The following is a 19,054-nucleotide window of genomic DNA, read 5'->3' on the forward strand; positions in this document are numbered from 1 at the left end:
TAGCTGTTACGCCCGTGGCGACTATGCAAGACACATTACGCATCACCGAAGTTTTTTACTCGTTACAGGGTGAAACACGCACCGCCGGCCTGCCCACAGTATTTGTGCGCCTGACCGGCTGCCCGTTACGTTGCCAATACTGTGACAGCGCCTATGCCTTCAGTGGCGGCACCGTTCGAACCCTTGAAGACATTCTGGAGCAGGTTGCCGGCTACCGGCCGCGTTACGTCTGTGTGACAGGCGGCGAGCCCCTGGCCCAGCCCAACGCCATTCCTTTGCTCAAGCAGTTGTGTGATGCCGGTTACGAAGTCTCCCTGGAAACCAGTGGTGCTTTGGATATCTCCGCGGTAGACCCGCGTGTGAGCCGAGTGCTAGACCTCAAAACCCCAGGCTCCAAGGAAGCGCACCGCAACCTTTACGAGAACATCGAACTGCTGACGCCCAACGATCAGGTCAAGTTTGTCATCTGTTCTCGTGAGGATTACGACTGGGCCAACTCCAAGTTGATCCAGTACGGCCTCGAACGCCGTGCCGGTGAAGTGCTGTTCTCCCCCAGCCACCATGACCTGAACGCACGCGATCTGGCCGACTGGGTGGTTGCCGATAACTTGCCCGTACGCCTGCAATTGCAGCTGCATAAATACCTGTGGAACGACGAGCCGGGGCGCTGAGATGACTGATCAAAAGCGCGCAGTCATTCTGCTGTCCGGTGGTCTCGACTCCGCCACATTGGTGGCCATGGTGCGAGCGCAAGGCTATAGCTGTTACACCATGAGCTTCGATTATGGCCAACGTCACCGCGCCGAGTTGAACGCGGCTGCGTGCGTCGCCCGCGACCTCGGTGTGATCGAGCACAAGGTGGTTGGCCTGAATCTAGGCGGCATGGGTGGTTCGGCGTTGACCGACAGCACCATCGACCTGCCAGAAGCGCCCTCGGAAGGCATCCCGGTCACTTACGTACCGGCACGCAACACAGTGTTCCTGTCCCTGGCCCTTGGCTGGGCCGAAGTGCTTAACGCCCGCGACATCTTTATCGGCGTCAATGCGCTGGATTATTCCGGTTACCCGGACTGCCGTCCGGAGTTCGTCGAATCCTTTGAGCGCATGGCCAACCTGGCCACCAAGGCCGGCGTAGAAGGGCTGGGGTTTCGTATCCAGGCGCCGCTGCAAAACATGAGCAAGGCCGATATCGTGAAGGCTGGCGTAGGACTTGGCGTCGATTACGCGCTGACTGTTTCCTGCTATCAGGCAGACGAAGGCGGTAGTGCCTGTGGGAAATGTGACAGCTGCCGGCTGCGTGCAGAGGGCTTCAAAATGGCCGGAATTACGGACCCAACGCGTTATTTCTGATTTATTTCAAATAAGGTGTTGAATAATCCTTAGAAATCAGTATTATACGCGCCACCACACAGCGGGTCGTTAGCTCAGTTGGTAGAGCAGTTGGCTTTTAACCAATTGGTCGTAGGTTCGAATCCCACACGACCCACCATTTTTGGCGGTTTAGAAAATCCGGAAGGCCCACGTAAGTGAGGATTTCCGGGTTTTTTTTTGCCTGCGATTTGGAGCTTACCTGCCGGTGCGCAATGCACCCGGCTATACCAGCATTTGGCAAACCTCCCTGTTGACTCTCCCGTTACGGGCACACCCTATTCTGAACGCTCAACTTTCAGGATGAAGTGATGATGAGTAAGCGAGTTCTGGTGATTTTGGGGCATCCCTCAACCGACAGTTTCTGTGGAGCACTGACCGACACTTATGTGGAGGCGGCTACACGTGCGGGGCATGAGGTGCGTCTGTTACGGCTGGATGCGCTGCGCTTCGATCCCGTGCTGCACGATGGCTACAAGCAGGTTCAGCTCTTGGAGCCTGATCTGCTCAAGGCGCAGGCCGATATCACTTGGGCTGAGCACCTGGCGTTTGTGTATCCCATCTGGTGGGGAGGGATTCCGGCCTTGATGAAAGGCTTTTTCGATCGGATATTCCTTCCCGGTTTCGCCTTCAAGTACCGCGAAGGCAAAGCCTTTCCCGACAAGCTCTTGAAGGGGCGCACCGCTCACTTGCTGGTCACGATGGATACCCCGCCGTGGTACTACAAATGGTTCTATCGCATGCCGGGGCTACACCAGATGCGCAAGACCACGTTGGAGTTCTGCGGCATCAAACCGTTGAAGACCCTCACGTTCGGGCCGATCCTCGGTTCCGGCGATTCCCAGCGACAAGCCTGGCTCAAGCAAGCTCAGGAGATCGCTGCTCGTTGACACACCGCTGTACAGCATCGCCTTGCAACAGGCGATGCCTGCTTCATCTCTGCCACTGCATAGCCTTTTGACACTGTCGGGTTTCAGACGCCGCACACATGTGTGAAGATGCGGCGCGCCAAAGTGCGCACCCCCCGTCTGTGCCATAAAAAAGGACTTTTACATGTATATCGGCAAAGCAGCCCAGCTGTCGGGCACGACAGTCAAGACCATCCGCCACTATGAAGACATTGGTTTGCTGCCACCGCCTGCGCGCGAAGGTAAGTACCGGGTCTACAGCCAGCAAAGCGTTGAACTGCTGACGTTCATCAAATGCGCGCAGCAGCTTGGCTTCAAACTCAAGGAAATGCAGGCGATCCTTCAGGATCACCGCGGCCAGGAGCTGCCGTGGGATTTGGCCAACCAGGCCATTGCGGATAAAAAGCTGGAACTGAAGACTCAGATCGAAGGATTGCAAAGCATCTACGACGGCCTTGAACAGTTCGAAAGCAGCCTCAAGGACGCCCAGTACCAATGCCAGTTTGAACATCTGTCCAAAACGGCCTGAACGAACGTGCTGCACAATCTCATGAAGCGGTGTGTGCGCTTCGCAAACGCCGGCAATCCGTGGGTGCTCAATGGATATGGCCGGCGTCGTCCTCTTCAGCGTTTATCCCAAAGCGCCCTGGCGTTCTGGGTGTTCGCGTTCATCTCCCCGTTGCTCGGGCACAATGGCTGCGAAGAACCACGGAGATATCAGCGTTACTAACAAAATGGTCATCACACCGCTGGAGAACAGAGCCAGCGCGACCAGCGTGCCCAAGTCAATGACCGGCTTGTAGGCGGAAAACAGCAGGGCCAGGAAACCTACGGAGAAAATCACCACGTTGACCACCGTCGAACGCCCGACACTGTGCATCGCCGTCAAAATCGCCTCGTCCACGTGGATACCTTCCTGGACCAGCAACTTGATACGCGACAGCAGGTGCACCGCGTAATCCACCACGCCCACTACAAGGAACGTTACCAGTGTCGTGCCAATGTTCAGCTCAATGTTCAGCAGGTACATAAAGCCGTACACCGTCACCGAGGTGGTCAGCAGCGTCAGCATGCCCAGAATCCCCAGCCGGACGGATTTCAACCAGAACATCATCATCAGCGTGACCACCAGCAGCGCGAGCGAGAAGCTCAGGACTTGGCCCTGGGTGATCTCCGCCAGGATGCCGGTCCAGATTTTCGGCGTACCGGCATGGGTCACCTGCAGGTTGGCCGGCTTGTTCACCAACAGCCAGGCGTCCAGGCGATCAAGCATGTCTTTGTAGTCGCTGGCCACCGAAGAGGTCATGGTGTAGAGCGTCAAGGCCTTGGAGTAGTCGGCATTGAGCACGTTCTGCAAGTCTGAGCCGCCGCCGTTCTCGAACATCATGATGTGTTGCTCGATCAGCGAGTTTCCGTCGACTTCAAAGGTTTCCGCCTGCCCCTCATCGTTGACTGACGTCACCTGCTCCACGGCCTGCGGTACTCGCAGGTATTCGGGGTTCATGTCATTGAGCACAAGGTTCATGCGCTTGACGTAGGCCGCCACCGAATAGGTATAGCTGACGTTGGGCTGGGACTTGAGAAAGTGGTCGAGTTTGTCGAGGAACTGCACGGTCTCAGTGGTCAGCGCGCCACGCGGAGTCTTGGTATCGAACGCAATCCAGCCAGGGGAAGTGCCCGCGATCCGTGAGCGGTTGATGAACTCATCGGAAACACGCACTGGGCTGTCTTTCTTGAAGTAAGCGATGCCCGAGTCTTCGATATCGACCATGAAGGTAAACACCGTCATCAGCGCCAACATCGGCAAGCTGACCAACAGCACCGGTTTGCGCCAGCGGATCAGGCGGGCACAAAAAGCCACCAGGTAGCGCGAGATAATCGACTCTTTGTGTACGGTTTTACGCAACGGCTGGTCTTTACCCCAGATGGAAATCCACGCCGGAATCAACAGCAGCGAGATGATCAGCGCGGCCGTCAGCCCGATGGACATGAATACCCCGAAATTGCGGATGCTGACGATGTTGTTGGTGGTGGAGATCATGAACGTGGCGATGGTGGTCACGGTGGTCAACACGACCGGGACCACCATGCGGCGCATAGTCTCGCGGTTGGCCTCGCGGTACGTCTTGCCCGCATTGAGTTGCTCATAGTACTCAGCCATCACGTGTATCGCGTCGGCACAGCAGATCGTGAACAAAAATACCGGCAGCACACTGGTAAGCAGGTCGATGGGCACCTTCAACAATGCCATCAGCCCCAGCGTCCAGATCGTGCAGAAGAGGATATTGAACAGCGGCAGGAACACGCCCAAGGGCTTGCGGAAAAAGAACACCAGCATGGAGGTCACGAGCAGGAACACGATCGGAAACAGCAGCGCCAGGTCGTGATCGATGATCTCTTGTTGGGCGGCGATGAAGATCGGGGTTCCGGCGATAAACACTTCATCGGTGAACTGCGGATGTTTGCTCTGGTAGTCAGCGACGATCTGGCGAACCTGTTGGTAAGCCCGCAGTTGCGCCTGAGCATCGTCTTGCTTGGTGCCTAACTCGGCCACCACCACCGCGACTTTCCTGTCAGGGGAAACCACTCCACCGACCATTTGCTCATTGCCCATGATCTGGGCTTCGACGAGTTGCGGGTCCATGTCCAAGGCGTGCAGTGTCTTGTGAATCCACAGTTCGCCGTCGGCGCTCAGGCTGATGTTTTCCAGGTCCGCCATCGAGGCCATTTCCTGGATCGGATTGATCCGTTCTGCCAGGAAGGCTAGAAACTGCTGATCGCGTTCCTCCCAGCCCTGGCTGCGGGCGTGATCGCGCAGGGCCTTGGCTTGGGCGTAATCGTTCTGGCTGAACCCATCGCCGAGGATATCGCTGGCCAACAGTTGGGCGCGACTGTCGCTTTCGTGTTTGCCGACAATGCGGCGCAACTCGACCTCATCGTCGGCATTGGCCAGCATCAGCCGGCGAAGGGCCTGGGAGATTTCGAACTGGGCGTTAAGCGACTGAGTGTTAAACACACTGTGCGCATTACTCTGGGCCACCATGACCGAGTCATAGGTGCCGGTGAACTCGTGTTGCAGTTCAATAATGGTTTTTCGCGCTGGATGGCTTTCCTTGAGCAAATAGGGATTGGTGTCCGACATCAGCGAGCCGAGGGCGTAGGTGAAGTAGGCCGTGATCGCCACCAGCACAAATACAATCGTGCGCGCATAGCGCTCAACGAAGTTCAGGTATCGTTCCATAGTTCAATCGGTTCCACGAAAGGCAGGCGCAGTATTCAGCGAGCGGAGACGGCAAATTCAGGCAGGTCGCCAGTTTTGAGGCCGCGTTTGATCGCGGTCTGGTTGAACAGCCAGTCGTCCAGTTCGACGTTGTACTGCAACTGGTTGAACTTCAGTTGGGAGCGCGTGCCGGCGATGAAGTCTTCGGTTTCGCTGAGGGTGATGCTGTCGATTTGATCGACTGTCTCGACTTTCAGCGTCCGCATCTGCTTGAACATCACGCCTTTGACGTCGAAGAAATCCTGACGCATGACCAGCCTGTTCTGCTTGTCGATCCAGACCTTGAGTTGGTTGTAGCCGGTTTTGGCCAGGATCTGCGCAGACACCGGCGTGCGCTCGATGACGTAGCATTCACGCCCGTTGATGGTCTCTTCGCCTACCAGTGTCTGGCTGTAGTCATCGGCCCGGATCTTGTCCAAATCCGCGTAGGAGTAATCACTGCCCATGAATGCGCCACGCTTGTCGGTGGTCGAGATCCGGCGGGTTTGCCGGCTGACCGGCAGGTACATCCATTGGCTGTCCTCGGCACTCAGGGCTTCGTGGGGGTTTTCGATGTGGAAGGCGACGTTGCGGACATCGTTGGGGGCCGAGAAGTACATGGTGAACTTGTCACTGTCCGGGTAATCCTTTTGCAGGTAGCTGAACTCGCGCACCCGGCTGTTGCCTTGCTTGTCCAGCAGGATCAGCGAAACCTGCGACATGAAGCTTTTGCCGTCATTGCGGTCACGGGCCTGACGAATGATTTCGTCGGCGTTCGGGGCGGCCAGTGCCCCCATGCTGGTGAGCATCAGGAGGCTGGCGGTCAGGACCTTGAGGGGCGGCAACATAGAAATTTCCTTTTCTTGAAGTGGTTTTTTTATTGAGGTCGGAACGGGGCTCAGAACAGATAACCCGCCGACACACGCAGTTGGTCGCGCTGGCTGTATTGGCCAAACGTGCGGTCTTCTTTGCCAAAAAACACATCCACCTCCAGCCCCAGCTTCAGCCAGTCCACGGGGGTGTACGTGAAGATGCCTTGCAGCAAGGCGTCGTCCTTGGCGGGAGGGGACATCGCCAGTACCAGGCGGGATTTGAGGCGGTCACGCAGGTGGGTGCCTTCGGCGGACAGCGTGAACAGCGGCTCGCGTTTGTCCTGCACCATGCCCTGCTGCCAGTCGAGCAATTGCTGCTCCTGCCATTGCACGGAGATCAGCCAGTTGCGCAGCAGGTAGTCCACGCCCAGCAAGGACTTGACCATCGGGCTCTGGCTGCTGCCGTGGTTACGGTACGGATTGGTGACGTGCCAGCGGTCGAAGTAGGCCACCTCACTGCGCACCACGATGCTGTGGCCGGCGTCGATCGCCAGGCCGGCACCGCCCATGCTGTAGCGAGGGAACTGGCGCTCCAGAACCACGCGCTGATCGTCAGCGATACCTTCGACGGCATACACCGGGTCTTGCTGGCGGGCGTTGAGGGCGACAAAGCTGGCGTCCACCGAACCGATCCTGCCGTTGGCGCTCATGCCATAGGAGAACCCCTTTTGCCCGCTGTAGTCCGGCTTTGAACCGACCAGGAACAGGTTCGGGTCCGGTACTGCGAACAACGGAGCGTCGAATTCGCTGCCTTGGGCCGGCGCCTGGTTTTTCAGGAAGTCGGTTATCCACAAGGCTTCTACTTCCCACTCGCCCACGGGTTGGGTCAAACGCACCATTGGCACCGCGATGCGGCTGTCTTCAAGCAAGGCCGTCACGCCTTCGCGGTAATCGATAGGGTTGACCTGGTCCAGCACCCGCAACTCATCGGCGCGGCCCCAGACGACTTGCTGCCAACCCACGGTGACCTCACCGTCACCCAGGTAATGGCCCCAATACAGATGCCGCCAGTCGGCACTGAAACGGTAGTCATCCCGTGCCTCCTGGCTATAAGGGTTATGCCCGTCATAGCGCGCGTCGTAGCGTACCCGGCCTTTGGCCTTGTAGTAGCCGCTGTCCCAGTTGTCTTCCAGGTTGGCCTTGAAATACACCGCTTTCTGCGTGACCGGATCATCCCCGTGCAAGCGCAGGGCACTGGCCAATCCCACTTCCGCGTCGGCATGGGTCGGCAGCAGGTCCGCACCCGCCAGGCGTGGCGCCAGCGATATCAGGCCAAGCAACAGGCTGCGTGTGAGCAATGCTGTGTTCATGGCTACATCCCCAACCCGGCGCCGCCGTCGATCATCAGGCTCTGGGCCGTGACGCCGGAGGCCTCCGGGCTGACCAGGTAACGCACCATGGCGGCGACTTCGTCAGCCTGGATGAAACGGCGCAACGGCAGCTTTTTCTTGGCATTGCGCAGGATCTGCTCCTGACTGATTCCGGCAATACTGGCTTGAGTCGCCAATTCGCCTTGAAGCATTGGCGTATCAATCCAGGCTGGCAAAATCGCGTTCACGGTAATCCGGCGCGGTGCCAGGTCCAGCGCCAGTGCTTTTGTCATGCCGATAATGCCGTGCTTGGAGGCGCAGTAAGCGGTGTTGCGGACCTTGCCGATGCGGCCCAGGATCGACGACAAATTGATGATTCGCCCTCGGTCCGCCAGCAGTGGCAGGCACAGCGAAGTGACATAAAAGGTGCCGTTCAGATTGACCGAAATCACCTTGTGCCAGTTGTCCAAGTCCTCCGGTTCGTTCTCGTTGCAGACACCGGCGCTGTTGACCAGGACATCGATGTAACCGAGGCGCACCGACAGGTCGTTGAATAACGCTTGCACGCTCGCAAGGTCGGCGATATCGACGCCATGGGTTTCGATGCTTGCGGCAAATGCCCCGTTGCCGACCCAGCTTTGTAGCTGGGCCAGGTCACGGTCCACCAGGATCAGGCGATGGGCTTCGTCGGTGGCGAAGTGTTCCGCGACTGCGCGGCCGATGCCGTTGGCGGCACCGGAAATTAAAAAAGTTCGAGATGCGCTCATGGCATTTTCAACCCGCCATTGACCGACAACACTTCGCCGGTCACATAGGTGGCGCGGTCGGCCAGGTACAGCACGGCCTCGGCGATATCCCCTGGCACGGCAAAGCGCTTGATCAGCAGACGCGACTGGACCTCCTGCTCGTGGGTTTCGAGCAAGGCGGCGGTCATGTCGGTGCTGACGATCCCCGGCGCCACCGCGTTGACGCGGATATTGCGCGGCGCCAACTCGACCGCCAGGGCACGTGTTAGCGCCTCCACACCTCCCTTGGCGGCGGCGTAGCTGCTTTGGCCTTTGCCGGGCTTTTGCGCCGCCACCGAACTCAGGTTGATGATGCAGCCTTGACGCTGGCGCATCATGCCGGGCACCACCTGTTGGCAGCAGAGCAGTGTGCCGATCAGGTTGGTCTGGATCACCTCGCTGATGGCCTCGACCGAGAGCGTTGCCAGCAAACCATCCCGAGTAATCCCGGCGTTGTTGACCAGGAGGTCGATGCGTTCGAAGCGTTGTTCAACCTGTTCGAAAAACGCCTTGATGCTGTGGGCGTCGCTGATGTCGCACTGCGCGGTAAGGCATTCGCCGCCCATCTTTTCGACTTCATCGCGCACCGCCAGGGCCGCCGCTTCGTCACGCACGTAGTTGAATGCAACCCGGTAGCCGGCCTCGGCCAGTGCCAGGACAACCTCTTTGCCGATGCCGCGACTGCCTCCGGTGACTACCGCTGTTTTAGTGGTCATGGCCGTTCCTTAGAGTGAGTTGTGGGTCTTGAACTGCGCCAGGCCAAAGCCATGGATCGCCGCCAACGCACGAATCTGCTGCACTTGTTCGCGGCTGATGTCGCCGTAGGAGTAATGCTGGGTAATTCCCGCAAGCCCCATCAGTACCGACTCGGCCATGCAGGCATACAACTGGCCCTGTTTCAGGTAGGCCCGCACATTCGGCGCGAGCCCGTCGTCGAACGGCGTCTGGACAATGCCACCGTGCATGTACAGCACGTCGCTGCGCTGGGTGCCGATCGCTTGGTCAACGTTCAGCGGCACGGCGATGTCGCAGATCACGCTGTGTTCGGCGAAATGCCCAGCGTCGAGAAACGGCTGCGCTGCGTTTGCCGCACACAGCACGATGCGTGCGCGCTTGAGTGCTTGCAGGTCATCGGTGACGGTAATGAAGGCGTTGGCCCCCAGGCGTTCTTGCACCAGGCGCGAGACCTGCAGGCCCAACTGCGAGCTGCTGCCGAAGTCCTTTAGCAGCGCGTGAATGCCGTCGATGTCGAGCAGGCGCTGCGCCAGCAAGTCGTCGCTGGCCGTGCCCTTGAGAATCGAGCGGGCCGCGTCGGCGTAAATCAGATGGGCGGTTTTTTCCAGGCGGCGCAGCGAGCCATCGCGGCCGCTGCCAATCAGGATCACGTGGTCGACAGCGGCTGACAGCAGCGACGCATAGGTCGACGCCACGTTACCGGCCGCGCCGACCACGGCTGCCGTTTGTGCGTGCAACTCAAGCCCCTGTTGTTTGCAGCCTTGCTCGATGGCCTCAAGGCCCATGCCGATGGTCAAGGCGTTACCGGACGTCAGCGCCATGTCCGGAATTTTCAGGGCCTGGCAGTTGTTGGTCACGATGGAGGTGTACATCCCCAACCCGGCAACGCGGTAGCCATCGGCGCGTGCGTCCAGGATGCGATTGCCGACTTCTTTGCGAATCACGTCGAGATCGCCGCTGATGATGTAGTCCGCCATGGCGTTGGAGTCCATGCACAGTGGGTACAACGTGAACTCCACGGCCATGCCCAGCTTCGAGCGGATCACCACCGGGCCCACCGGGGCCGCCCGGCGTTCCGGTGCGGTGCGTTGCATGAACACACATTTTTGTTCGGTGCTCAGTTGGCCGAGTGAGGGATCGACATCACCGAGGATGTCGGCATCGATCAAGTGATTGATAAAGGCCACGCGGGCGACGATGGGGGTGTCCTGCGGGGCGTTGGGCAGGGCGTTGACCTGGAAGCCGGTGTCGCGCGGCGCGACCGCCGGGATCAGGTCATTGCAAATGGTAGCGGCCAACGGGAACGCATCTCCGCGTTGCAGCATGTCGCAGACCTTTTGCAGGGCTTTGATCAGCCCGTCGATCTCGGCGAATGTGATGCAGGCGGGCGGCTCCAGGCGGATCACATTGGAGTTGCTGCCCGAAGGCGCCACGCGCAGGGCTTCAAACTGCAACAGGTAGCCGGCAATCAGGTAACCCAAGGCGTCGTTGTACTGGGCTGAAGCCTGCACCAGCGAGCTGTTGGTGCTTTGGTCGTGCAGCTCAAAGCCCAGCAACAGGCCGCGGCCCCGCACATCGGCGATCACCCCTGGGTAGGCCGCCTTGAGCTCAAGCAGTGAGGCCTTTAGGTATTCGCCCTTGGTGTGCACGTCCTTGAGCATCGCTTGGTCATCGGCAAACAGACGATTGAGCGCCGAGAGGGCGATGTGGCAAGAGGCATCGTCTTCGGCGAAGGTCGAGCTGTGGATATAGCTGAAGTCTTTTTCATAGTGGCTGCTGCGAATCACGGTGGCCGCGATCTTCATCAGGCCACCGCCCAGCGCTTTGGACAGGCAGTAGTAATCGCCTTGCAGATTGAAGTGACTGCTGGCCAGGAAGGTGCCGGTTCGTCCGAAGCCCGACTGCACCTCGTCGATAATCAACGGGCACTGCTGCTCGTTACACAGGCGACGCAACGCCCGGTAAAAATCAGTCGAGAATTCGATGATGCCGCCTTCGCCCTGGATTGGCTCCATCAATACGGCGGTGATCGCGCTGAACGCATCGCGCTTGACCAGCAGTTGATCCCCGCTCCATTGCAGGCTCAGCCAATGTCGGGTGTGGCGCGCGGGCAGCTCCTGGAGTTGATGGGGTTGCTGGGGGTCAATGAACTCCACGTTCAGGCCGAACCGCGCGAACGGCTGGCGATACTGGCGGCCGTACGTCAGTTGCACAGTGTTGACCAGCTTGCCGTGAAAACTTCCGCGCAAGGCGACAAAGACCGGCTCGACATGCAATTCGGCGAGGTTGTGCTGGCGCACCGCTTCAACCACCTGGCGCACCGTGGCCGTGTTCAGGTGCGCGGGCAGCAGGCCTGCCGGCAAGTCGAGGTCAGCGACATCCACTTCGCGGTAGGCGCGGTCGCTGGAGGTCAATTGGGCCAGGGTGAAGTCGAGTTCGTCGAACTGGCGTTGCAGGTTTTTCTGACGACGAAACTCGGCATGCTTGACGGCAATTTCGACCGCTTCGGCACCACTGTTGGAAAAGGTCGAAATGTATTGTTCGTTGTTCTTCAGCTCGCGATTGAAGGCTTCGCTCAACGCTCGCGCTAGGGCTCCGGCCGTGCCGCGGATCGACATCTGGGCGTTAAAGGGCACGTCATTGCGCAACAGTGTGCAGAGCTGTTCGACAAACTGCGGGTCGTTGTGACCAAACAACGCCGCGCCATAGCCACCGAGAAAATCCGTCACGGTGACCTCGTCACCCTTGCGGTTGCGGTAGAACAATTGACTGCCCAGTGCGCGTTTGAACTCACACTCAAGCCCCAGGGCCTGGAGCAGGTCTACAAACTTTGGGCGAACAAAATCACGGTAATCCATCACATCCATGTCCTATAAAAGAGGAGGGTGTTGTACAAAAAACGTCAGGCGTTATTGGCCTGCTCGCTGTACTTCAATTGGTAACAAGCGCTGAAACCGTTGTCGTCGCGGTTTAGCACCAGGCAATCGGTGAGCGTCGTTGAATAGGGAGCGCCCATCACAAAGGGCAGGTGTGCGGCCACGGGTTGGCTTAGCCCGGCAATCGGTGGCACACGCTGGGCGAGCAGGGCGCAGCGGGCCAGGATCAGGTCTGCCAGGCTGGGAGCCGCACTGAGCAGGCCGGTCACCGGCACGCTACTGGTGATGTGGGCGCCGCCGGTGCGGCCCAGTACGTGGCTCAATTGCCGATCTTTGTCGGGCGTGCCGGTGCCAGTGCACACCAGCAGATCGGTTGGCTGGTCTGGCAGGTTCAGTGCCTCGATAGAGACATGGGCGGTCATTGTTTGCAGGCAGACCTGGGGTTCATCCCCCAGATCCTCGCGACGGCGCAACACCAGGGCTGCCGCGCCTTCACCCGCGATACCACCCGTGCCTTGCGCGTCGAAAGCTCGCAGGGTCTCCGAGCCGTCCGCACTGATGGTGCCGGCCTGTACCAAGGCGCTGAGTGCCAGGGCATCGAGTTCGCTGCCCGCACCGACAATGATCGCTACATCAATGCGCCCGCTCTGCAAGGCGGCACAGGCTTCACGCAAGGCTGCCAGGTTGCCGGAGACGCCCTGCATGTAGGCGTTGCATTCACACTCCAGCTTGAGCGCCAGGCTGGTCACGCCCAGCAGGATATTGCTCAGGCCCTTGAGCACCAGGAACGGATCCTGCGCCCGCTCCTGCAAAATACGTCGGGCCAGCAGGTGCATGTCTGCCCCTTCGCCCTGGCGGCATTCGTGGAGCAATTCGCCGTAGGACGCCAGAGAAGGGTGGGTGTATCCACCCTGGCAGCAATAGAGCCCATAGGTCAGGCCGTCTGCACCGGGTGTCAGGTCGGCATCGGCCAGTGCCTGACGAACCGCGCTGACACCCCAGATGACGGCGGGCGTGCAGTAGCGTTGCAGGTTCTGCGCGAGGTCCTGACGACTGCGTTGATGATCGTCATAGTGGATCTGGCCAAAGGCCGTGACCCGCTCGCTATGAAACTGCAAGGAGCGCAATGGCTTGATCCCGCTGCGCGACTCGCAGGCCGCAGTCCAGAACGCGTCCACGCCCCATCCGCTGGCCAAGACACAGCCGCTGCCGGCGATAGCGATGGGTGTTTGTGCGGCACTCATTGTGCGTGCTCCTGGTATTTGCCCAGCACCAGGCAGGTATTGAGCCCACCGAAGCCGAATGAATTGCTCAGCGCCACGTCAACCCGGCGGTTGACCGTCTGATGGGCGCAGTAGTCCAGATCACAGTCGTCGGCGGCGCTGTGCAGGTTGAGGGTCGGGGTAATCCGGTCGTGCTGGCAGGCCAGTGCGGTGACGATGAACTCGGGTGCGCCAGCGGCCGCGATCAAGTGCCCGAACTGGGACTTGTTGGCGCTGATTGCCAGCCGTCGATAGTGCTCGTCCTGGGCGAATACCGACTTGATGGCCAGGGTTTCGGCGGCATCGTTGAGCGGGGTGGACGTGCCGTGAGCGTTGATCAGGTCCACCTGTTGCGGGCGGATGCCGGCATCGTGCAAGGCCGTCTGCATCGCCAGGGCGGCGCCTCGCCCTTGCGGGTCGGGTGCGGTGACCTTGTAGCCGTCCAGGCTGCTGCCAAACCCCAGCACTTCGGCATAGGGCACGGCGCCACGGGCAAGGGCGCTCTCCAGGGTTTCGAGCACTACAAAACCACCGCCTTCGCCAGCAACCAGGCCGCTGCGATGGCGATCGAATGGACGGCAAAGCCCTTCGCCCCAGCGTTGCTCGCTGCTGGCTGCGCCCAACAGGTAAAGCGCGGTCATGGTGTCCAGGCTCAACACCGAGTCGGCCCCGCCGGCGACAGCGACGTCGACTTCACCCCTGCGGATCATCTGGAAGGCATTCCCGATGGCCTGGGACGCCCCGGCGCAGGCGCTGCTGATGTTGATCACCGGGCCTTCGCAACCGCTGTCGTCAGCGATCACCCTGGCCAGCCGGTCGTTGCTCTGGCGCAGCGAGTGGGCCGCACTGACCTGGTCAGCCTTGGCCATCAAGTGGCGCCATGCAGGGCAAGCCTGCTGCTCGCCGGACACGGTCAGCAGCATGTCCTGAATGTTGTGGGCCGGTGCGCCGGACGCGCACAGGACGGCCGCATCGCGCAGTTGTGCGGCGCTCAGGCCGCTGTCGGTGATCGCTTGGCTGGCCGCCACCCAACCCAACTGGCTGCGTTTTTCCAGGGGCATCTGCCAGGCGCGATGGCCTTTCAAGTAGTCCGGCAGTTGGCGGGTGTCTACTGGCGCGGCGTAACGCACCGGGAAGCTACCGTCGGCCACGCCTTCGGGTTGCCATGGGCGGATGCAGTGCTCACCGCGCAGCATCTGCGCCCACATTGATTGCCATTCGAAACCGAAACCGGTCACGGCACCCAGGCCGGTTATCACAATCCTTGGTGGGCTCATGCCTGTTTCTCCATGGCTTCTTTGGCCAGTAATACGGCGCCCCAATGACCCGCACGGCTGTGATTGAGCAGCAATGTGTACCCATCGCGCTGGTCGTGAAGGGTCAGGGCGATTTCAGTCAACAGGGCGCTTGCTCCCAGGTCGCCGGTCATGGGCCGGGAGCTGTGAAGCGTCGCCTGGGTGTCTGCGAGCAGAAGCGGCAGGAAGGGGGTGTCCGGCGCGGCGACGACGTGTGCTACGTCGCGCAAACCTACTTTCTCTCGGCTTAATGCTTGTTGGATGACCTTGTGCGCCACGGCGTTCGAGCGTTCGGGGCAAGCACTGTAACCACGGGCGAACCCGGCGATGCGCAAGGCGCCGTGGGTTGGCGTGCACGACGTCAGCAACAGGCACGCTGCGCCTTCCCCATAACGATCCGGCGCCGGGAGTGCAGGCTGTTCGGTGCTGTCGCGCAGGTACAGCGCAGGCGAGAGGTTCGGGCTACTGCTGACCACAACCCCGGCGTCGGCCCGGCCACCGGCGATGTGTTCGAACGCCTCAATCAGCGCATCGACTCCCGCATTTCCCTGTGAGCAGAAACCGCCCATCGGGCCACGGCAGTGCAGCGCCTCGGCTACATAGGCCATGACGCTGCTGTTGAGCATCATCAGTGCGTGCAGCGGCGGGGTATAAGCGAAGAGTTGTGCGAGCAGTGCGTCCGGTTGTTCGGCGATGGCCTGCACGGCTTCCCAGCAGGAACTGGGGCCGTCCACTTCCGGAATGGCGGCCATCAGCGCCACGCGCTCGCCAGGCAGCTGCAAGTCATTCAACGGGCCGGCAAGCTGCCCGGCGCAATACAGCAAACGGGCGCCCTGAGGTTCGACGCTGCGTTGAATCTTGCGGTCGAACACCGTGGTGGGCAGTCGCGGTACGGTCACGGGATAGGCCAGGTGGTCCGGGGCAAAATCCAACGGCTGGGCAGCCCGCACCGGGCCATGTAAATCGGCGCACTCAGTGCCTGCGTGGTTGAACACCGACGCAGCGATCAAGTAGACGGGTTTTGTCTGGAGGCTGTTCATTTCATGCATTTCCCAACACCAGCGAACTGTTGACGCCGCCGAAACCGAACGAATTGGACAGCACCACCTTGATGGGCTGTTGCTGGGCTTCGGTCAGGAAGTTCAACTCAGGGAACTCGGCATTTGCCGGGTCATAGTTAAGGGTGGGGAGCAGCACGCCTTGCTGCAGACTCATCAGTGACAGCACCGCCTCAATGGCGCCGCTGGCCGCCAGGGAGTGGCCAATGGCCGATTTGTTGGCGGTGAATGTCATCGTGCTCACGGCGGTGCCGAATACCCGCTCAATCGCCAGGGCTTCACTGCGATCGTTGGCCTGGGTCGAGGTGCCATGGGTATTGACGTGATCGACGGCGTCGCAGTCCAAGCCGGCATTCGCGATGGCGGCTTGCATGCAGTGGGCGTAATGGCTGCCATCGCGGCTGCTGGAGGTGATTTTCTGCGCTTCGCAATAGTTGGCGTAACCCAGGACGCGGCCGATCGGGGTGGCCTTGCGTCGTTCGGCATGTTCCCTGGACTCCAGCACGATCATTGCCGCGCCTTCGCCGAGGACGAAACCGCAGCGGTCGTTCATGAACGGGCGGCTCTGTTGTTCGGCAGTGAGGTCGGCCCGCTGGCAAATGGCACCGAGGCCGTCGAAGCTGTAATAGGACAGTTCATGGGCCATCAACTCAACGGCGCCACAGATGGCCAAGTCGATCTCGCCGCGCTCAATGGCGCGAAACGCACTGCCGATCGCCATGGTGCCGGCCGCGCAGGCATCGGAATGGGTGCTGATATGGTCGCGAATGCCGAGCAGGTTGGCGATGTGCCAAGTCTGCTGATCAATCCGTCGAGCAAACGGGCCGCCCGCCAGTGCGTGCTGATCCAAGTAGCGATCAAGGTCGACGCTGCCGGCGTCGTCCATATAGCGGCTGGCCTCTTGCAGGTCACGGCTCACGCAATGCTTGTTGGCGCCGAGGAACACACCGCTGGCCGCGCGGGAGAAGTCCGCGGGAACCAGGGCGGCCTGCTGGAGCGCTTGCCTGGCAACAAACTCGGCGAGCAGGCACTGACGGGGCAGTGGCGTGGCGCCCACCGCAATCTGAGCGCCAATGGCGTGCCACTGATCGTGATCGATATAACCTGCGGCGTTTACCGCAAAACCCAGCTCGGCAAACACCGGGTGTTGACGAATGCACGACCGCTTGGAGCTGATCTGCGAAAACAACGTTGCAGCGTCCAGTACCGTGGGCGCTACCAGCCCGTAGCCTGTGACTAAAACCTCTCGCGGCCCCATGAAAAACTCCTAGGCCGTTTCTGGCAAACGGGACGCGGCAAACTGCTCTACCAGTTGGCGAGAAATTTCGTCGCCTTCCAGCGGCGTCAGTCGCGCACTGCAACCGCCGCACACCACTTGGCGACGCTCATTGAGACGTGCCTGCTCGGCGTTGCACTCAGGGCAGGTGGCGGGCAAGTGGTCAAACATCCGGTAGCACTGTTCGGCCCAATTGCGCACGGTCGTGGCCGCGAACACATCTGCCGGCTGCATGCCTGGACGCAATTGGCCGGGCGCAAATGCGCTCAGGCTTTGCTCCAGAAGGTCTACGCCGGACTGGGTGATACGGCCTTTTTCGACCAGCTCGCTCACGTCGCCAAACACCGCTACCGCATGGTCCAGCACGCTGGTCTTGGGCAATGTGCAGCCGTAATGGCGACCTAGCTGAAAACTCAGGTCGACGATATCCAGGGAGTCGGCATTGAGGTCCTCGACGATGCTGCTGTGTTCGTTCACCTCTGTGAGGTCCATCACCAACAGCTGCGCGAGGATTTCGCGGGTAGTGGTAATGACGCTGTTCAAGTCCAATGGATTGTTCATCGGCTATCTCCCTATAACGCGTGAATGGGGGGCTAAGCAGTGGCGCTGAGGGGCCATTTGCTTGAGGTGATGTGTGAAGGCGGCGCAGCGTAAACCCTCCCCTGAGGGGGAGAGTCAATGTGCCATTACCCTTTTTTGTCGGACAATCGAACGCGTCAAAAGCCAGATTAGGCTTTTGAATCCATTCGATATTCTGTAGCCTTGCGCAGCTTCACTTTTAGCCGTGCTTGATGAACACAATCACTTCGTCCGGCGGCGCCCGAAGGGCTCCAGAGCCGGTGGTACACTCGACTTTCGCGCTACTGCGCCTGCAGGTCTTGCGAACATGACGCAGATATCTGAACGCCTACTGGTTCAAGCCCACCTCGACGCCAAGCAGCCCAAGGCCCTCAGCGCCGATGAAGAGGCGAGCCTGCGTGCCGCCATCGCCGCCGAGCTGAAAGCTCAGGACGCGGTATTGGTTGCCCACTTCTATTGCGATCCGGTGATCCAGGCCCTGGCCGAAGAAACCGGCGGCTGCGTCTCCGACTCCCTGGAAATGGCCCGCTTCGGCGCCGCCCACCCGGCCAAGACCGTACTGGTCGCCGGTGTGCGTTTCATGGGCGAGACCGCCAAGATCCTCACCCCCGAAAAACGCATCCTCATGCCAACCCTGGAAGCCACGTGCTCCCTGGACCTTGGTTGCCCGGTCGATGAATTTTCGGCGTTCTGCGACCAGCATCCCGAGCGCACGGTGGTGGTGTATGCCAACACCTCGGCGGCAGTTAAAGCCCGAGCCGATTGGGTGGTGACCTCCAGTTGCGCGCTGGAAATCGTCGAAAGCCTGATGGACAACGGCGAGACCATCATCTGGGGACCGGACAAGCACCTGGGCACTTACATCCAGCATCAGACCGGTGCCGACATGCTGCTGTGGGACGGTGCCTGCATCGTCCACGAAGAGTTCAAGTCCAAGCAGCTCGAAGACATGAAGGCGCTATACCCCGATGCAGCGATCCTGGTGCATCCGGAATCGCCGACCGCGGTGATCGAACTGGCGGATGCCGTAGGTTCTACCAGCCAACTGATCGCTGCGGCGCAACGACTGCCGAACAAAACCTTTATCGTCGCCACCGACCGCGGCATCTTCTACAAGATGCAGCAGCTGTGCCCGGACAAGGTTTTCGTCGAAGCGCCCACGGCCGGTAACGGCGCGGCGTGCCGCAGTTGCGCGCATTGCCCGTGGATGGCGATGAACACGCTGGAGCGCACGTTGCAGTGCCTGCGTGAGGGCAGCAACGAGATTTTCGTCGAGCCGTCGGTGATTCCTCACGCTGTTCGACCGCTCAAGCGCATGCTGGATTTCACTCAGGCGGCGCGCCTGAAGCTGGCGGGCAACGCCTGAACCGAGGCGAGCTCGGTTAAAAATGTGAGAGGGGGCTTGCCCCCGATGACGGTGTATCAGTCAATAGAAATATTGAATGTAGAGCCGCTATCGGGGGCAAGCCCC

Annotated in this window: 16 protein-coding genes and 1 tRNA gene; 6 read left to right on the forward strand and 11 right to left on the reverse strand. The window is 60.2% G+C overall.

All coding sequences use genetic code 11. The annotated features are described in order from the left end of the window. Window positions 1-23 precede the first annotated feature (23 nt). From queE to ACKZ62_RS05595, 5 genes are all read left to right on the forward strand, one after another. A complete protein-coding gene (gene queE / locus ACKZ62_RS05575) occupies window positions 24-671 on the forward strand; it encodes a 7-carboxy-7-deazaguanine synthase QueE (protein ID WP_095185762.1) in 648 nt (215 codons plus the stop codon). 1 nt (window position 672) lies between these two features. After that, window positions 673-1,350, forward strand: coding sequence for a 7-cyano-7-deazaguanine synthase QueC (gene queC, locus ACKZ62_RS05580; protein WP_447096417.1), 678 nt, complete (start codon window positions 673-675; stop codon window positions 1,348-1,350). A 63-nt stretch (window positions 1,351-1,413) separates the two neighbouring features. Then, window positions 1,414-1,489, forward strand: a tRNA-Lys gene (locus ACKZ62_RS05585). Window positions 1,490-1,679: 190 nt separating this feature from the next. Continuing rightward, window positions 1,680-2,258 (forward strand): NAD(P)H-dependent oxidoreductase, encoded by a 579-nt coding sequence (locus tag ACKZ62_RS05590; RefSeq protein WP_032890927.1) that lies wholly within the window; start codon window positions 1,680-1,682, stop codon window positions 2,256-2,258. A gap of 163 nt (window positions 2,259-2,421) precedes the next feature. Further along, window positions 2,422-2,805, forward strand: a complete 384-nt coding sequence (locus tag ACKZ62_RS05595; protein ID WP_032890929.1) for a MerR family transcriptional regulator — start codon at window positions 2,422-2,424, stop codon at window positions 2,803-2,805. Window positions 2,806-2,907: 102 nt separating this feature from the next. Here the strand turns inward: ACKZ62_RS05595 and ACKZ62_RS05600 are convergent, their stop codons facing one another. The 11 genes from ACKZ62_RS05600 to ACKZ62_RS05650 are packed head-to-tail and all read right to left on the reverse strand — an operon-like array spanning window position 2,908 to window position 17,565. Further along, complete coding sequence (locus ACKZ62_RS05600) at window positions 2,908-5,517, reverse strand: efflux RND transporter permease subunit (protein ID WP_095185760.1); 2,610 nt, start codon at window positions 5,515-5,517, stop codon at window positions 2,908-2,910. 35 nt (window positions 5,518-5,552) lie between these two features. Beyond that, complete coding sequence (locus ACKZ62_RS05605) at window positions 5,553-6,383, reverse strand: outer membrane lipoprotein-sorting protein (RefSeq protein WP_032890933.1); 831 nt, start codon at window positions 6,381-6,383, stop codon at window positions 5,553-5,555. Between the two features lie 50 nt (window positions 6,384-6,433). Further along, a complete protein-coding gene (locus ACKZ62_RS05610; protein WP_122756134.1) occupies window positions 6,434-7,717 on the reverse strand; it encodes a DUF1302 family protein in 1,284 nt (427 codons plus the stop codon). 2 nt (window positions 7,718-7,719) lie between these two features. Continuing rightward, complete coding sequence (locus tag ACKZ62_RS05615) at window positions 7,720-8,484, reverse strand: SDR family NAD(P)-dependent oxidoreductase (RefSeq protein WP_095185758.1); 765 nt, start codon at window positions 8,482-8,484, stop codon at window positions 7,720-7,722. Next, window positions 8,481-9,218 carry a 3-oxoacyl-ACP reductase family protein gene (locus tag ACKZ62_RS05620; RefSeq protein WP_447096418.1) on the reverse strand — a complete coding sequence of 246 codons (738 nt, stop codon included), beginning with the start codon at window positions 9,216-9,218 and terminating at the stop codon, window positions 8,481-8,483. Before ACKZ62_RS05620 ends, ACKZ62_RS05615 begins: the two co-directional genes overlap by 4 nt. Window positions 9,219-9,227: 9 nt before the next feature. Beyond that, a complete protein-coding gene (locus ACKZ62_RS05625; RefSeq protein WP_032890941.1) occupies window positions 9,228-12,095 on the reverse strand; it encodes an aminotransferase class III-fold pyridoxal phosphate-dependent enzyme in 2,868 nt (955 codons plus the stop codon). A gap of 44 nt (window positions 12,096-12,139) precedes the next feature. Then, the gene (locus ACKZ62_RS05630; RefSeq protein WP_447096419.1) at window positions 12,140-13,357 is read right to left on the reverse strand and encodes a beta-ketoacyl synthase N-terminal-like domain-containing protein; all 1,218 of its coding nucleotides are present in this window, start codon (window positions 13,355-13,357) and stop codon (window positions 12,140-12,142) included. Then, window positions 13,354-14,652: a beta-ketoacyl-[acyl-carrier-protein] synthase family protein gene (locus tag ACKZ62_RS05635; protein ID WP_447096420.1), complete on the reverse strand. Its 1,299-nt coding sequence runs from the start codon at window positions 14,650-14,652 to the stop codon at window positions 13,354-13,356. Before ACKZ62_RS05635 ends, ACKZ62_RS05630 begins: the two co-directional genes overlap by 4 nt. Further along, entirely contained in the window at window positions 14,649-15,710 is a 1,062-nt protein-coding gene (locus ACKZ62_RS05640) for a beta-ketoacyl synthase (protein WP_241150256.1), read from the reverse strand. The genes ACKZ62_RS05635 and ACKZ62_RS05640 overlap by 4 nt, the downstream gene beginning before the upstream one ends. A 1-nt stretch (window position 15,711) precedes the next feature. Further along, a complete protein-coding gene (locus tag ACKZ62_RS05645; RefSeq protein ID WP_339483697.1) occupies window positions 15,712-16,986 on the reverse strand; it encodes a beta-ketoacyl-[acyl-carrier-protein] synthase family protein in 1,275 nt (424 codons plus the stop codon). Window positions 16,987-16,995: 9 nt separating this feature from the next. Further along, entirely contained in the window at window positions 16,996-17,565 is a 570-nt protein-coding gene (locus ACKZ62_RS05650; RefSeq protein ID WP_032890945.1) for an acyl carrier protein, read from the reverse strand. 325 nt (window positions 17,566-17,890) lie between these two features. Between ACKZ62_RS05650 and nadA the strand changes: the two genes are divergently transcribed. Beyond that, window positions 17,891-18,949 carry a quinolinate synthase NadA gene (gene nadA, locus ACKZ62_RS05655; RefSeq protein ID WP_447096421.1) on the forward strand — a complete coding sequence of 353 codons (1,059 nt, stop codon included), beginning with the start codon at window positions 17,891-17,893 and terminating at the stop codon, window positions 18,947-18,949. Window positions 18,950-19,054 lie beyond the last annotated feature (105 nt).

Source organism: Pseudomonas sivasensis (assembly GCF_052938085.1).

Coding starts and splice junctions, on each gene's coding strand:
- ACKZ62_RS05605 (WP_032890933.1), bottom strand. CDS start 6,383: ATGTTGCCGCCCCTCAAGGTCCTGACCGCCAGCCTCCTGATGCTCACC.
- ACKZ62_RS05610 (WP_122756134.1), bottom strand. CDS start 7,717: ATGAACACAGCATTGCTCACACGCAGCCTGTTGCTTGGCCTGATATCG.
- ACKZ62_RS05620 (WP_447096418.1), bottom strand. CDS start 9,218: ATGACCACTAAAACAGCGGTAGTCACCGGAGGCAGTCGCGGCATCGGC.
- ACKZ62_RS05630 (WP_447096419.1), bottom strand. CDS start 13,357: ATGAGTGCCGCACAAACACCCATCGCTATCGCCGGCAGCGGCTGTGTC.
- ACKZ62_RS05635 (WP_447096420.1), bottom strand. CDS start 14,652: ATGAGCCCACCAAGGATTGTGATAACCGGCCTGGGTGCCGTGACCGGT.
- ACKZ62_RS05645 (WP_339483697.1), bottom strand. CDS start 16,986: ATGGGGCCGCGAGAGGTTTTAGTCACAGGCTACGGGCTGGTAGCGCCC.
- ACKZ62_RS05595 (WP_032890929.1), top strand. CDS start 2,422: ATGTATATCGGCAAAGCAGCCCAGCTGTCGGGCACGACAGTCAAGACC.
- ACKZ62_RS05590 (WP_032890927.1), top strand. CDS start 1,680: ATGATGAGTAAGCGAGTTCTGGTGATTTTGGGGCATCCCTCAACCGAC.
- queC (WP_447096417.1), top strand. CDS start 673: ATGACTGATCAAAAGCGCGCAGTCATTCTGCTGTCCGGTGGTCTCGAC.
- ACKZ62_RS05640 (WP_241150256.1), bottom strand. CDS start 15,710: ATGAACAGCCTCCAGACAAAACCCGTCTACTTGATCGCTGCGTCGGTG.
- nadA (WP_447096421.1), top strand. CDS start 17,891: ATGACGCAGATATCTGAACGCCTACTGGTTCAAGCCCACCTCGACGCC.
- ACKZ62_RS05615 (WP_095185758.1), bottom strand. CDS start 8,484: ATGAGCGCATCTCGAACTTTTTTAATTTCCGGTGCCGCCAACGGCATC.
- ACKZ62_RS05600 (WP_095185760.1), bottom strand. CDS start 5,517: ATGGAACGATACCTGAACTTCGTTGAGCGCTATGCGCGCACGATTGTA.
- queE (WP_095185762.1), top strand. CDS start 24: ATGCAAGACACATTACGCATCACCGAAGTTTTTTACTCGTTACAGGGT.
- ACKZ62_RS05625 (WP_032890941.1), bottom strand. CDS start 12,095: ATGGATTACCGTGATTTTGTTCGCCCAAAGTTTGTAGACCTGCTCCAG.
- ACKZ62_RS05650 (WP_032890945.1), bottom strand. CDS start 17,565: ATGAACAATCCATTGGACTTGAACAGCGTCATTACCACTACCCGCGAA.